Below are 14,089 nucleotides of genomic sequence, written 5' to 3'. Positions count from 1 at the left end.
TCGTCTCCCTCGCGCCTGCGGCTCTCGCACGTTCGTGCCCCCTCCTCCCGTGGGCGCACGGTGCCCGCCCCGCGCATTCCTCCCCGCTTGGTCCGCCGCCCCGCCCCGGGGTTAAGATGACTCGCAGAAGAACCCCAAGCGCAGGAGGCGCGCCCATGTCCGCTCCGCTCACGCCGCCGGCCCCCTTGCCCGTCGAGCGCCTGGCGACCCGCTGCGACCCGGCAGCGCTCGGCATCGAAACCTCCGCCCAACTGCCCGAGCTCGACGTCGCCCGCCTCCACGGCCGCGCGGTCGACGCGATCCGGCTCGGCCTCGACATCCGCGCCGAGGGCTACAACCTCTTCGTGCTCGGCGACCCCGGCAGCGGCCGCCACGAGCTCGTCCGCCGCCTGCTCGAGGACACGCGCGGCCGCGGCGATGCACCCGCGGACTGGTGCTACGCATGGAACTTCGCCAACGCCGCCCAGCCTCGGCTGCTGCGCCTGCCCTGCGGGCGCGGCCCGGCGCTGCGCGACGATCTGGCCCGCTTCGTCGAGGAGCTGGTGCCGGCGATCGGCGCGGTGTTCGAGAGCGAGGAGCACCGCAACCGCATCGAGGCCCTGCAGGAGGAGGCCAAGACGCGCGAGGAGAGCGCCTTGCGCAGCCTCGGCGACGAGGCCCAGAAGCTCGGCGTCGCGCTGCTGCGCACCCCGCACGGCTTCGCCTTCCTGCCGATGAAGGACGAGGGCAGCACGCTCACGCAGGAAGAATTCGAGCAGCTGCCCGAGGCACGCCAGCACGAGCTCGGCGAGCACATCCGCGCGCTGCACGAGCGCCTGCACCGCCTGATGGGCGATTTCCCGCGCTGGCGGCACGAGCTGCAGAACCGCATCCGCGACGCCGGGCGCGAGGCGATCCGCGCCACCGTCACCCACATGGTCGACGAATTGAAGGCGCGTCACGCAGACCTGCCCGAGGTGTGCGCGCATCTGGACGCGGTGCTCGCCGACGTCGTCGCCAGCGGCGAGTCGCTGCGCGCGACGCCGCACGCCGACGAGGACAGCGAGACGCTGACCTACACCGGCAGCATCAGCGTGCAGCGCTATCTGGTGAACCTGCTCGTCGCCAACCCCGCCGACGGCACCCGACCGATGGTGTACGAAGACCACCCCACGCTGCAGAACCTGGTCGGCCGCATCGACCACCTGGTGCACATGGGCACCCTGGTGAGCAACTTCACCCTGATCCGCGCCGGCGCCCTGCACCGCGCCAACGGCGGCTTCCTGGTGCTCGATGCGCTCAAGCTGCTGTCCCAGCCCTTCGCCTGGGAGGGGCTCAAGCGCGCGCTCAAATCCGCACGCCTGCGCATCGAGTCGCTCTCGGAGCTGATCGGGGTGACCGGCTCGGTGCAGCTCGAGCCCGAGCCGATGCCGCTCGAGCTCAAGGTGGTGCTGATCGGCGATCGCCTGACCTACTACCTGCTCGGCCGCTACGATCCCGAGTTCGCCGCGCTGTTCCGCATCAACGCCGACATGGAGAGCGAGATCGAACGCTCCGCGGACAACACCGCCGCTTACGCCTGCCTGCTCGCCACCCTGGCGCGCCGCGCCGGCCTGCCGCCCTTGTCGGCGCCGGCGCTGGCGCGCCTGATCGAGCACGCGGCGCGCCTCGCCGCCGACGCCGAGCGCCTGAGCGCGCGCACCCAGCCGCTCGACGACCGCCTGCGCGAGGCGGCCCACTTCGCCCTCGCCGCCGGCGCCGCGCGCATCGAGTGCGAGCATGTGGACGCCGCGATCGCGGCCCACCGGCGCCGCCACGAACGCATCCGCCTCGGCCACCTCGACCAGATCCTGCGCGGGCAGTGGCTGATCGACACCGCGGGCAGCCACGTCGGCCAGGTCAATGGCCTGGCGGTGGTGCCGCTCGGCGAAGACAGCTTCGCCCACCCGCAGCGCATCACCGCCACGGTGCGCGCCGGCGCCGGCGAGGTCATCGACATCGAGCGCGAGGTCAAGCTCGGCGGGCCGATCCACTCCAAGGGCGTGCTGATCCTGTCCGCCTTCCTCGCCGCACGCTTCGGCTGGATGCTGCCGCTCTCGCTCAAGGCGAGCCTGGTGTTCGAGCAGTCCTACGGTGGCGTCGAGGGCGACAGCGCCTCGCTCGCCGAGCTGGTGGCCCTGCTCTCGGCGCTCTCGGGCGTGGCGGTGAAGCAGTCGCTCGCCGTGACCGGTTCGGTGAACCAGTTCGGCGTCGTGCAGCCGGTAGGCGGGATCAACGAGAAGATCGAGGGCTTCTTCGACCTGTGCGCGGTGCGCGGTCTCGACGGCCGCCAGGGCGTGCTGATTCCGCGCGCCAACGTCTGCCACCTGATGCTGCGCGACGACGTGGTCGAGGCGGTGCGGGCCGGGCGCTTCGCCGTGTGGGCGGTGGCCGACGCCGACGAGGCGGTGGAGCTGCTCACCGGCGTGGCGGCGGGCGTGCCGGACGAGCAGGGCAGGATGGCTGCGGGCTCGATGAGCCGGCGCGTCGTCGAGGGCCTGCGCAAGCTGGCGAGGATGCAGCGCGAGTTTGCGCGGCGGGGACACGAAGACGACGCCGACGCGGCCGGGCATCGAGGCCGGCCGCACGCATCCTGACGCAGGTGGCGCGCGCCGAGAGCGGGGTCGGCACCGGCCGGACGTTTGCGGCCGTTCGGGCGATCGTCGTCGGGCTCAGCCGGCTCGCCGGCGCGCGTCGCGCAGGTACGCGACCAGGTCATTCACCGTCGCGAGCTTGCGATAGTCCGCCTCGGGAATCTCGACCGCCAGCCGCCCGGCAAGACCGACCAGGAAGTTCAGCCAGTCCATCGAATCGAGGTCGACCTGCTGGCGCAGCGGGCGCTCGGGGCGCAGCCCGGCCTCCTCGATTTCCGGAGCGATTTCCTTCAGCGTTGCGATGACGATGCTGCGCAGTTCGGTGTCGTCCATGGCGGTTCCGTCCGGAATGGGAGTTCACAGTTCCTCCGGCCGCTGCAGCAGCTCGCGCAGCTCGGCGAGGAACAGCGCGCCGCGGTGGCCGTCGGAGACGCGATGATCGGCGGCGAGGCTGGCGGTGACGACGGGCATCACGCACAGCTCGCCGCGGTCCTCGCGCACCCAGGGCCGCAGCGCGATGCGGCCGAAGCCGACGAGGGCGACCTGGGGCGGATAGATCACGCCCGCCACCGCCTCCACGCCCTGCTCGCCGAGATTGGTGACGGTGACCGTCGGATCGCCCATCTCCGAGCTGCGCAGCGAACCGGCACGCGTGCGCCTGACCAGGTCGGCGAGCTCGCGCATCAGCACATCCAGCGGCTTGTGGTCCACGTCGTGCAGCGCCGGGGCGATCAGGCCGCCCTGGCGCAGCGAGATGGCGACGCCGACGTGGATGCCCTGCGCGGCGACGAACTGGCCGTCGCGGTGGAAGCCGTTGAGCTCGGGGTACTTGCGCAGCGCCAAGGCAACGGCCTTCAGCTGCAGCACCGCCATCAGCAGGCGCTCTGTGATCGGGCGTCCCGCGTTGGCGCGGCCGAGCCAGTCCTGCGCGCGCGCCATCGGCACGGTTTCGAACAGGTAGTAATGCGGGATCTCGCGCTTCGAGCGGCTCATCGCCGCGGCGATGGCGCGGCGGGTCTCGGCCTGGCGCTCGGCAGCGGAGATCGGGCTTGGCGTCGCCGCGGGTGGTGAAGCAGGCAGTCGTGCAACCGCCACGGCACGCTCCACGTCCTCCAGCGTGACCGCGCCGCCCGGGCCGCTGCCCGACAGCGCGGCAAGCTCCACTCCCAGCGCCTCGGCGCGCTTGCGCGCGGCGGGCGAGACGCGCAAGCGCCCGGCCGGCGCGGGCGAGACGTCCGGCGCGGGTTTCGCCGCGGGCGCTTCGACCACCGGCACCGCCGCCGCTGCAGCCGCCTTCACGGTCTTCGTGCGCGTCCTTTTCGCCGCCGGCGCCTCGCCGGGCTCCAGCAGCGTCGCCATCACCGTGCCGACCGCCATCCGCGTCCCCGGCTCCACGAGCAGTTCATGCACCGTGCCGTCCTGCCAGATCTCGACATCCACCGCCGCCTTGGAGGTGTCGACGATGGCGACGACCTGACCCTTCACGACCCTGTCTCCAGGGCGCACGAGCCACTCCAGCAGCTTGCCTTCGTCCATGTCGGCGCCCAGCGAAGGCAGCTTGAACTCAAACATTCAGCAGCTCCTTCACCGCGGCGACGATCTTCGGCACCTGAGGCAAGGCGGCCTCCTCGAGGTGCTTGGCGTACGGGATCGGCACCTCCTCGCTGCACACCCGCGCGGGCGGCGCGTCGAGCTCGTAGAAGCAGGTCTCGACGATGCGCGCGATCAGCTCGGCAGCGAGGCTGCCGCTGCGCCAGCCTTCGTCCACCACCACCGCACGATGCGTCCGGCGCACCGATGCGGCGACGGTGTCGATGTCCAGCGGGCGCAGCACGCGCAGATCGACCACCTCGACCTCGACGCCCTGGGCCGCCAGTTCTTCCGCCGCCTGCAGCGCCTTGGGCAGGCAGCCACCGTAAGCGAACACGCTTGCCTGCGCGCCGGCGCGGCGCACCGCGGCGCGGGCGATGTCGCAGCGCCAGTCGTCCGGCAACTCGTCTTCCAGGTTGTAGAGCTGGGCGTGCTCGAAGATCACCACCGGATCGGGGTCGGCGAGCGCCGGCGCGAGCATGCCGCGCGCGTCGGCCACGGTGGCCGGCGCCAGCACGCGGATGCCGGGAATGTGGGCGTACCAGTTCTCCAGGCTGTGCGAGTGCTGCGCGCCGAGCTGGCGCCCGGCGCCGGTGGCCATGCGCAGCACCAGCGGCACCGAGCACTGGCCGCCGGACATGTGGCGCAGCAGGGCGGCGCTGTTGACGATCTGGTCCAGCGCCAGCAGGCTGAAATTGACCGTCATCACCTCGACGATCGGACGCAGGCCGCCGAGCGCCGCCCCCACGCCGGCGCCGACGAAGCCGAGTTCGGACAGCGGCGTGTCGCGGATGCGCTCGGGGCCGAACTCCTCCAGCAGGCCTTTCGACACCGCATAGCTGCCGCCGTAGCGGCCGACGTCCTCGCCCATCAGGAACACGCGCGCATCGTTCTGCAGCGCCTCGCGCAGCGCCAGCCGCAGCGCCTCGCGGTAGCTCATCCTCATGGCGTACCCCCTGCGGCCGCGCCGGCCGGCGTGTGCACGTCCTTCAGCAGATCCGCCACCGGCTCCCATGGCGCCTGTTCGGCGAACGCGACCGCGGCGGCCACCTCGGCTTCGGCCTCGGCATCGAGCGCGAGGAAGGCCTCCTCGTCGAGCCTGCCCTCGGCCTTCAGCTGCGCGGAGAGGCTGTGGATGGGGCCGCGCTGCTTCCACTCCTCGATCTCGGCCTTGTCGCGGTACAGATCGGGATCGAACATCGAGTGCGCGCGGAAGCGGTAGGTCTGCAGCTCGACGAAGGCCGGGCCGCCCCCCTCCCTCACCTGCCGCACCGCGCGGCTCACGGTGTCGAACACCGCGCGCACGTCCATGCCGTCGGCGCGGAAGGTGGCGACCCGGTAGCTCGCCGCCTTGGCGCACAGGTCGGTCTGCGACTCCGAGCGCGCCAACGCCGTACCCATCGCGTACAGGTTGTTCTCGCAGCAGAACAGCACCGGAAGCTGCCACAGCGCGGCGAGGTTGATCGACTCGTGGAAGGCGCCTTCGGCCATCGCGCCTTCGCCGAACACGCACAGGGTGACGCGGCGCACGCCTTGCAGCCTGTCCGCCAGCGCCAGGCCCACGGCCAGCGGCAGGCCGCCGCCGACGATGGCGTTGCCGCCGTAGAAGCGGCGCGCCACGTCGAACAGGTGCATCGAGCCGCCGCGCCCGCGCGAGCAGCCCGCCGCCTTGCCGAACATCTCGGCCATGATCGCGTCCATGCCCACACCGCGCAGCAGCGCGTGGCCGTGCTCGCGGTAGGTGGCGACGACGTTATCGTCGGCGGCGAGCGCGTGCATCGCGCCGGTGGCGCAGGCTTCCTCGCCGATGTAGAGGTGCAGGAAACCGCGGATCCTGCCGGCACCGTAGAGCTCGGCGCATTTCTCCTCCATGCGGCGGATGCGCAGCATGTCGGCCAGCAGGCGCAGCTCCAGCGGACGCTCTGCAGAGGCCCTGGGCTTGCGTGTGCGCGTCATGCTCCGGCCTCCAGCGTGGAGGTGTCGCCTTCGGGCAGGCCGAGTTCGCGCGCCTTCAGCAGCCGGCGCATGATCTTGCCGCTGCGCGTGCGCGGCAGCACCGGCAGGAAGTCGATCTCCTTGGGTGCCACCGCCGCGCCGAGCTTCTTGCGCGCATGACCGAGCAGCTCCTTGCGCAGCGCCTCCGAAGGCTCGAAGCCCTGCTTCAGCGACACGAAGGCCTTCACCACCTCGCCGACCATGTCGTCGGGCTTGCCGATGACGCCGGCCTCGGCCACCGCCGGATGCTCCATCAGCGCGCTCTCGACCTCGAAGGGCCCGATCAGGTGGCCGGCCGACTTGATCACGTCGTCGCTGCGGCCGACGAACCAGTAGTAGCCGTCGGCATCGCGCCGCGCCAGGTCGCCGGTCAGGTACCAGTCGCCGGCGAAGCACTTGCGGTAGCGCTCCTCGTTGTTCAGGTAGCCGCGCAGCATCGATGGCCAACCACGCTTCAGGGCCAGTTCGCCCTCCTCGTCGGGCTCATCGACGAACTCCACGCCGCCGCCTTCGCGCGGACGCACGATCGCCGCCTCGACACCGGGCAAGGGCTTTCCCATCGAGCCGGGCTTGATGTCGAGCGCGGGAAGGTTGGCGATCATGATGCCGCCGGTCTCGGTCTGCCACCAGTTGTCGTGGATCGGCTTGCCGAGCACGTCGCGGCCCCACCACACCGCCTCGGGATTGAGCGGCTCGCCCACGCTGGCGACGAAGCGCAGGCGGGGGAAGGAAAAACCGCGCGCCAGCTCCGGCCCGGCCTTCATCAGCATGCGGATCGCGGTGGGGGCGGTGTACCAGACGCTGACCCGCTGCTCCTGCAGGATGCGGTACCAACGCTCGGCATCGAAGTCGGCCACGTCGACGATGGAGCTCACGCCGTGCAGCAGCGGCGCGACGATGCCGTAGGAGGTGCCGGTGACCCAGCCGGGGTCGGCGGTGCACCAGAAGATGTCGCCATCATGCAGATCGAGCGCGTAGCGGCCGGTCGCCCAGTGGGTGAGGACCGCGCCATGCACGTGCATGGCACCCTTGGGCGTGCCGGTGGTGCCGCTGGTGAAGTGCAGCAGGGCGAGGTCTTCGGGCCGGGTCGCCACCGTCTCGAACGTGTCCGCGGCCTGCGCCATCAGCGTGGCGAGGTCCTGGGTGGCGGGGATGGCCGTCGCGCCATCCTCCTCACCCACCAGCAGGACATGGCGCAGGCTCGGCAGGCGATCACGCAGCTTCGCCACCTTGCGCTCGTACAGCAGGTCGGTGGTGACCAGCACCGCCCCCTCGCCGATGCCGATCCGGGTGGCGATCGGCTCCGGGCCGAAGGCGGAGAACAGCGGCGACACCACGCAGCCCGCCTTCAGGCCGCCGAGCACCGCGATGTACAGCTCCGGGATGCGCCCGGTCAGCACGAAGACACGCTCGCCGCGCCGCACGCCCAGGGTCCGCAGCACGTTGGCGAAGCGGCTGGTGAGGCGCGACAGCTCGCCGTAGCCGACATCACGGAGCGAGTTCTCACCGAGGAAACGGAAGGCGATGCGCTCGCGCAGCGGGCCATGCGCGTGGCGCTCGACCGCCTCATGGGCGATGTTGAGCCCGCCGCCGGGCAGCCCTGCCAGCTCGGCGCGCGCCGCGTCCCAGGAGAAGCCGGCACAGGTCGCGGCGTAGTCGGCAAGATTGGGCGGCACGGCCAGATCGGCGGCCGTCTTGTGGATGATCGCGGGGCGCTGCATCGCCTTCTCCTCACCATCGTCTTCATCGTCGCATGGCAGCGACGGCTTCGCGTCGGCCACCTCCCCGGTTTCTTTTTAGGCCAGCAGGGCCGCCTCGGCCATGCTGCCGAAGCCCGGGCCGCGCATGAGGAGGCCCGTCGCCGCCGTTTCGACGTCCCCCTTGCGGTGAATGCAGCGGCGCAGCGCCTCGTTACGGCCGCTCACCCGCCCGGCGCAACAGCCCCGGCTTGCGGCAGCTCAGCCACCAGGCAATCGGTGGTGAGGATCAGGCCCGCCACCGAGGCCGCATTCTGCAGCGCACTGCGCGTGACCTTGCACGGGTCGAGCACGCCCATCGCGATGAGGTCGCCGTATTCCTCGGTCGCGGCATTGAAGCCGAACGCGCCGCTGCCCGCCGCCACCTGGTCCAGCACCACGGAAGGTTCCAGGCCGCCGTTGGCGACGAGCTGGCACAGCGGCTCCTCCACCGCGCGCAGCACGATCTGGATGCCGCAGTCCTCGTCGTGGTTGGCGCCATGCAGCACGCCCAGCGCCGCGCGCGCGCGCAACAGCGCCACGCCGCCGCCGGGCAGGATGCCTTCGGCCACCGCGGCGCGTGTCGCATGCAGCGCGTCCTCGACGCGCGCACGGCGCTCCTTCATCTCGGACTCGGTGGCCCCACCCACCTTCACCACCGCCACGCCGCCGGCCAGGCGCGCGATGCGCCTCTCCGGGCCCTCGCGCTCGAAGTCGGAGCGCGTGCCCTCGAGCTCGGCGCGGATGCGGGCGATGCGGGCCTCGATCAGCGCGTGCGCGCCGCCGCCACCCACCAGCGTGCAGCGGTCCTTGTCCACCTCGATGCGGCGCGCGCTGCCCAGCTCGGCCGCGGTGGCGTGTTCCAGGCCGATGCCGGTCTCGCCGCCGACCAGCGTGGCGCCGGCCAGCACCGCGATGTCCTCGAGCATGGCGCGGCGGCGCTCGCCGAACTCCGGCGCCTTCACCGCGCAGGCCTTCAGCGTGCCGCGCGCGGCGTTCACCACCAGCAGCGCCAGCGCCTCGCCCTCGACTTCCTCGGCGATGATCAGCAAGGGCCGCCCGCTGCGCGCCACGACCTCGAGCACCGGCAGCAGCTCGGCCACGGCGCCGATCCTGCGGTCGCACACGAGGATGACGGCATCCTCGAGCACGACGCGCGCACCCTCGGTGTTGATGAAATAGGGCGACAGGTAACCACGGTCGAACTGCATGCCCTCGACCACGTCCAGCGTGCTCGCGAGGCCCGAGCCCTCCTCCACGGTGATCACGCCGTCCTTGCCGACGCGCTCCATGGCGTCGGCGATCAGCTCGCCGATGGTAGCGTCGTTGTTGGCCGAGATGCTCGCCACCTGGGCGATCCCGGTGCGCGTCCCGCACGGCCGCGCCATCGCCTTCAGCGCGCCGACGAGCGCGTCGACAGCCTTGTCGACGCCGCGCTTCAGATCCATCGGGTTCATGCCCGCGGCGACGTGCTTCATGCCCTCGCGCACGATGGCCGCAGCCAGCAGGGTCGCGGTGGTGGTGCCGTCGCCCGCCACTTCGGAAGTGCGCGCCGCCACCTCCCGCACCAGTTGGGCGCCCATGTTCTCGAAGGGATCGGCGAGCTCGATCGCGCGCGCGACCACGACCCCGGAGTTGACCACGATCGGCGGCCCATAGGGCTGCTGCAGCAGCACGGTGCGCGCGCGCGGCCCCAGCGTCTCCTTCACCGCATCGGCCAGCAGGGACACGCCGCGCAGGATGCGGTGGCGCGCGTCGTCGCGGAAAAGCAGTTGTCTGGCGGTCATCGTCTCCTCCCTGTCCGGCCTCGCCGCGCGGATCACCGTGAAAATCTACTCCTGTTCCGCGGGCAATGGCGAGGCGACCAGGGGGGCGAGCAGAACGCGGACGGCGCGGGGGCGAAGGGCAGCGCTGCGCGCGCAGACGCCGATCGGCCGATGGCAGCCCATCGAGCGCCGCGCCTCAGAACGCCACCGCGACCCCGAAATGCAGCCGCAGGCTGCGTTCCTGGTGGCCCCAGGCGAGATCGATCGCGAGCGGGCCCGCCGGGCTGCGCCAGCGCGCGCCGACGCCGTAGCCGACGCGAAGATCGTAGTCCGCGCGGGTATCGGCGGCATCCCCCGCATCGACGAAGACGGCCGCACCCCACTGCGGCCGGAACCAGCGCACGTACTCGGCGCTCGCGGTCGCCAGGTAGCGGCCGCCGACGGTCGCGTCGCCCTCCTTCACGCCCAGGCTCTGGTAGTCGTAGCCGCGCACCGACTGCGCGCCGCCGGTGCGGAAGAGGAAGTCCTGCGGCACGCCCTCGCGGCTGTCGGCCAGGGTCACGCCAGCCTCGCCGCGCAGGATGAACACGTCGGTGCCGCGCACCGGCTGGTAGCGCGCGACGCGCGAGTAGAAACGCAGGAAGTCCTGGTCGGAGAATAGCGTCTTGCTGCCCCCGCCGACCTGGAACTCGAGCACGTAGCCGCGGCTGGGGTCGAGCAGGTTGTCGACCGCGCGCTTCTTCCAGGTCCAGTTGGCGCTCAGGGTGTTGGTCGAGCGCGAGGGCGCGCCGGCCGGTTCGATGTTCTCGTGCTGCAGGCGCAGCGCGAGCTGGGTCTCGATGTCGCCGCGCAGCGTGGTGCGCGCGGCGCCGAGCGCCTGCGAGTCGATCTTGAGCCCTTCGAGGTCGCTGGCCTCGTAGAGCGCGCCGAAGCTGTCGCGGTCGCGCCCGCGCGGCGGCAGGAAGACGTCGGCGAACAGCGCCTGGCGGCGCTCCTCGATGCGCAGGCCGGAGGAGAACTCCCAGCCGCGCTTGCGCAGGTTGGCGTCGCGATAGCTGAACTCGACGCGCGCGCCGGTGTTGGTCGAATAGCCCGCCCCCACCCCGGCATAGCGCGGCAGTGCTTCGGTGACCTTGACCCGCACCGGCACCGCTGCGGACAGCGTCGGGTCGCGCTCGATGTCGACGATCACCGAACCGAAGTGCGGGGTGTTCTGCAGTCCGGTCTGAAAGGCAAGCAGCTCCTCGCGGTCGTAGGGCGCACCGGGCTTGAGCCGGCTGTAGCGCTCGACGAGATCGGTCGGCAGATGCTCCAGGCCCTGCACGTCGAGCTCGCCAAGGTAGAAGCTCGGTCCGCTGTCGATGCGCACCCGCAGCGTGGCACGCGCGCTCTCCGGGTCGATCTCGGCGCGGCTGTCCACGATGCGCGCCGCGGCGTAACGGCGCGCCGCGACCGCATCGAGCAGAGCCTGCTTGGCGCCGTCCCAGCCGCCCTGGCTGAAGGGCGCGCCGACCGGCAGGCTCCAGCCCGCGCGCAGCAGGTCGAGGTACTCGCTGCCGCCCGGCCCGGAGGTGGCGATCTCGCCGACGAACTGCAGCTCGACCTGCGCGATCTCGGTGCGCGGACCGGGTTCCACCTCCAGCACCCAGTTGCGCGCGTCGCTGCGATCGAAGCGCACCCGCGGCGAGAAGTAGCCCTCGGTGGCGAGCAGGCCCGCCACCTCGCGACGCGTCCGCCGGGTCATCGCCGAGCGGTCGGCCTGCTCCTCGGGCAGTTCGAGCGCCTCCTGGCGCAGCAGGCGCACGTGGCGCTCGAGCAGCGGTCGCACCTCGTCGGGCGCCTGCAGGCGCACCTCCAGGGGCTCCTGCGCCAGCGCGCCACCCCCCGCGAACGCGAGGGCCAGCGCGAGGAAGCGCAGCCCCCGGCGCAGCGGGTGTCGCACTCCCGAGCGCACCCGCTCAGTCCTCCTGGTGGTAGCCCGCGACGCGCTCGACCTCGTTCTTCGAGCCGAGGATCACCGGCACGCGCTGGTGCAGCCGGTCCGGCATCACGTCGAGGATGCGCTCGCGCCCGGTGGAGGCCGCGCCGCCAGCCTGCTCGACCAGCATCGCCATCGGGTTGGCCTCGTACATCAGGCGCAGCTTGCCGCCCTTGCTGCGACACTTCTCGTCCATCGGGTACATGAACACGCCGCCGCGGGTGAGGATGCGATGCACGTCTGCGACCATCGAGGCCACCCAGCGCATGTTGTAGTCCTTGCCGAGCGGACCTTCCTTGCCCTGCACCATCTCGGCGACGTAGCGCTTGACCGGCGCCTCCCAGAAGCGCGCATTGGATGCGTTGATGGCAAATTCCTGGGTATCGACCGGGATGGTCATGAAGGGCTGGGTGTAGATGAAGCTGCCCATCTCGCGGTCGAGCGTGAATCCGTGCACGCCCTGCCCCACGGTGAGCACGAGCTGGGTGGCAGGACCATACACGGCGTAGCCGGCCGCGACCTGCTCGCGACCGGGCTGCAGGAAGCTCTCCTCGGTGGGCTCCGTGCCGCCCGGCGGGTTGCGCAGCACCGAAAAGATGGTGCCGACCGAGATGTTGACGTCGATGTTGGACGAGCCGTCGAGCGGATCGAAGAGCAGCAGGAAGCCGCCCTTGGGCAGGTCGAAGGGGATCTGGCAGATGGTCTCGACTTCCTCCGAGGCCATGCCGGCGAGATGGCCGCCCCACTCGTTGGCCTGCAGCAGGATCTCGTTGGCGATGACGTCGAGCTTCTTCTGCGCCTCGCCCTGGACGTTGTCGGTGCCGGCCTCGCCGAGCACGCCGGCGAGCGCGCCCTTGGAGACGTTGACGCTGATCGCCTTGACCGCGCGAGCGACGACCTCGATCAGCAGGCGCAGGTCGGCGGTCATGCGGCCGGCGCGCTGCTGCTCGATGAGGAACTGGGTAAGGGTGACTCGGCGCATGACAAGGCTCCACGACATTGAACGAAACAGACAAGGCGGGATTATCGCGGTTCCGCGCCACGAGCGCACGGGCCGTGATGCCCGAAACCGCGAGACTGCTGCCGCAGCCGCCGAGGCGCTATCATCGGCACCCCCAACCCGCATTTCCACTTCATGCACGTCATGGTTCTCGGCGCCGGCCTGTCCGGCGTCACGACCGCCTGGTACCTGACCCGCGCCGGCTTCCAGGTCAGCCTGGTCGACCGCCAGCCCGGCGCCGGACTGGAGACCAGCTTCGCCAACGGCGGGCAGATCTCGATCAGCCATCCCGAGCCCTGGGCCAACCCCGGCGCACCCGCGCAGGTGCTGCGCTGGCTCGGACGCGCGGACGCGCCGCTGAAGTTCCGCCCGCACCGCGCCCTTGCGCAGTGGACCTGGGGCCTGCGTTTCCTGCTCGAATGCCTGCCCGCACGGGCGCACCGCAACACCGTCGCGATCGCCGCGCTCGCGCTCGCCAGCGGGCAGCGACTGCGTGCGCTGCGCGCCGAACTCGGCCTCGAATACGACCAGCTCGAGCGCGGCATCCTGCACCTGTTCTACAGCCGCGGGGAGTTCGCCAAGGCCCCCGCGCGCGCTGCGCAGCTGCGCGCCTTCGGTATCGCGGCCGAGGTGCTGGACCGCGATGCCTGCCTGGAACGCGAGCCCGCGCTGGCCACGTGCGCCGGCAGCCTGGCCGGCGGGATCTTCGCCCAGGGCGACGAATCGGGCGACGCGCACAAGTTCACCCGCGCGCTCGCGCACAGGCTGGAAGAAGGTGGTGTGGTCCTGCACCGGGAGACCGAGGTGAGCGCGCTCGAGACCGGATCCGGCGGCCGGGTCGTGGGCGCGCGCGTGCGCCGCGCGGACGGCAGCGTCGACAGCTTGCGCGCGGACGCCTGCGTTCTCTGCCTGGGCAGCCACGGCCCGCGCCTCGCCGCACCGCTCGGCTTGCGGCTGCCGATCTACCCGGTCAAGGGCTACTCGATCACCGCACCGGTACTCGAGCCCGCGCTCGCACCCTACGTGAGCCTGACCGACGAGTCGCGCCGGATCGTGTGCTCGCGCCTGGGCGACCGCCTGCGCGTCGCCGGCACGGCGGAACTGGACGGCTTCGACACCACGATCCGCGCGGCGCGGATCGCGCCGATCATGGCGTGGGTGCAGGCGCGCTTCCCGCACGCGATCGATCTCGAACGCGCGGAACCCTGGGCCGGGTTGCGCCCCGCCACGCCGGGAAACGTGCCACTGATCGGACGCAGCGCGCGCCCCGGGCTATGGCTCAACACCGGCCATGGCACGCTGGGATGGACGCTGGCCTGCGGTTCGGCCGCCGCACTGGCGGATCTGATGAGCGGGCGCAGGCCGGCGGTGGCGTTTCCTTTCCTCGCGGCGGCGGAGGTCTAGCGCCGCGT

The 14,089-nt window shown here is 71.6% G+C and carries 10 protein-coding genes; 2 read left to right on the top strand and 8 right to left on the bottom strand.

The genetic code is table 11. The features are described from left to right. Positions 1 to 155: 155 nt before the first annotated feature. The gene (locus ACZ5PP_RS19450; protein ID WP_012585004.1) at positions 156 to 2,615 is read left to right on the top strand and encodes a Lon protease family protein; all 2,460 of its coding nucleotides are present in this window, start codon (positions 156 to 158) and stop codon (positions 2,613 to 2,615) included. Positions 2,616 to 2,690: 75 nt separating this feature from the next. Here the strand turns inward: ACZ5PP_RS19450 and ACZ5PP_RS19445 are convergent, their stop codons facing one another. The 8 genes from ACZ5PP_RS19445 to ACZ5PP_RS19410 form a co-directional block, all read right to left on the bottom strand. After that, complete coding sequence (locus tag ACZ5PP_RS19445) at positions 2,691 to 2,945, bottom strand: acyl carrier protein (protein ID WP_004328524.1); 255 nt, start codon at positions 2,943 to 2,945, stop codon at positions 2,691 to 2,693. 24 nt (positions 2,946 to 2,969) lie between these two features. After that, positions 2,970 to 4,184, bottom strand: coding sequence for a dihydrolipoamide acetyltransferase family protein (locus tag ACZ5PP_RS19440; RefSeq protein ID WP_012585003.1), 1,215 nt, complete (start codon positions 4,182 to 4,184; stop codon positions 2,970 to 2,972). Continuing rightward, positions 4,177 to 5,148, bottom strand: a complete 972-nt coding sequence (locus ACZ5PP_RS19435) for an alpha-ketoacid dehydrogenase subunit beta (protein WP_012585002.1) — start codon at positions 5,146 to 5,148, stop codon at positions 4,177 to 4,179. The genes ACZ5PP_RS19440 and ACZ5PP_RS19435 overlap by 8 nt, the downstream gene beginning before the upstream one ends. Further along, complete coding sequence (gene pdhA / locus ACZ5PP_RS19430; RefSeq protein WP_004322103.1) at positions 5,145 to 6,158, bottom strand: pyruvate dehydrogenase (acetyl-transferring) E1 component subunit alpha; 1,014 nt, start codon at positions 6,156 to 6,158, stop codon at positions 5,145 to 5,147. Before pdhA ends, ACZ5PP_RS19435 begins: the two co-directional genes overlap by 4 nt. Beyond that, positions 6,155 to 7,918, bottom strand: coding sequence for an acetate--CoA ligase (gene acsA, locus ACZ5PP_RS19425; protein ID WP_464826487.1), 1,764 nt, complete (start codon positions 7,916 to 7,918; stop codon positions 6,155 to 6,157). The genes pdhA and acsA overlap by 4 nt, the downstream gene beginning before the upstream one ends. A 200-nt stretch (positions 7,919 to 8,118) precedes the next feature. Beyond that, positions 8,119 to 9,720 carry a chaperonin GroEL gene (gene groL / locus ACZ5PP_RS19420; RefSeq protein WP_464826486.1) on the bottom strand — a complete coding sequence of 534 codons (1,602 nt, stop codon included), beginning with the start codon at positions 9,718 to 9,720 and terminating at the stop codon, positions 8,119 to 8,121. Positions 9,721 to 9,895: 175 nt separating this feature from the next. Then, positions 9,896 to 11,641, bottom strand: a complete 1,746-nt coding sequence (locus ACZ5PP_RS19415) for an autotransporter assembly complex protein TamA (RefSeq protein WP_464826485.1) — start codon at positions 11,639 to 11,641, stop codon at positions 9,896 to 9,898. A 16-nt stretch (positions 11,642 to 11,657) separates the two neighbouring features. Further along, positions 11,658 to 12,659, bottom strand: a complete 1,002-nt coding sequence (locus ACZ5PP_RS19410; protein WP_276658769.1) for a class 1 fructose-bisphosphatase — start codon at positions 12,657 to 12,659, stop codon at positions 11,658 to 11,660. 153 nt (positions 12,660 to 12,812) lie between these two features. On the opposite strand from ACZ5PP_RS19410, the gene ACZ5PP_RS19405 reads away from it, so the two are divergent. Continuing rightward, positions 12,813 to 14,081 (top strand): D-amino acid dehydrogenase, encoded by a 1,269-nt coding sequence (locus tag ACZ5PP_RS19405; RefSeq protein WP_273424182.1) that lies wholly within the window; start codon positions 12,813 to 12,815, stop codon positions 14,079 to 14,081. Positions 14,082 to 14,089 lie beyond the last annotated feature (8 nt).

The organism is Thauera sp. DNT-1 (assembly GCF_055393985.1).
Note: the sequence above shows the minus strand (reverse complement) of the source record. Positions and strands in the feature narration are given on the sequence as shown.